Source organism: Dryocola clanedunensis, assembly GCF_038405435.1.
GTDB lineage: Bacteria > Pseudomonadota > Gammaproteobacteria > Enterobacterales > Enterobacteriaceae > Dryocola > Dryocola clanedunensis_A.
This window is the reverse complement of record NZ_JBBYHZ010000036.1, coordinates 876-1,229: the sequence shown is the minus strand read 5'-3', so window position 1 is coordinate 1,229 and position 354 is coordinate 876. Positions and strand designations below refer to the sequence as shown.

Here is a 354-nt window from a genome sequence, read left to right as displayed (position 1 = left end):
GGCCGCGCCAGCAACAGGGCCAGTGTAGCCAGCAGCAGCAGCCGCACCAGCAGCAGCGGCCACTCGTCGAAGCGGATCTTCTGGCGCGGCCGGATCCGGGCCTGCAGCCAGCGCAGCGCGGCGAAGTCGAGTGGCGCGTACTGATGCCGCCGCGCCAGGTGGATCAGCAGCGGGACCAGCCAGGCGGCCAGTGCCAGCAGTCCGAGCGGAAACAGCAGGCTCACGCGCCGCCTCCGGCACCGAGCAGCGCCCGCAGCGGCTGATCCAGCGGCTGGTCGAGATAGCCGGTGGCATGCACGATGCCGCTGCTCTGCAGCCGCGCCTGCAACGCGCGCTGGGCGGTATCGAAACGGG

Annotated in this window: 1 protein-coding gene; it reads right to left on the bottom strand. The window is 72.0% G+C overall.

Features of this window, described 5'->3' with window-relative positions:
• The coding region (locus tag AAE045_RS23150) for a BatA domain-containing protein (protein ID WP_455549673.1) at nt 1-224 on the bottom strand (224 nt) is incomplete at its 3' end.
• Between the last annotated feature and the right edge of the window lie 130 nt (nt 225-354).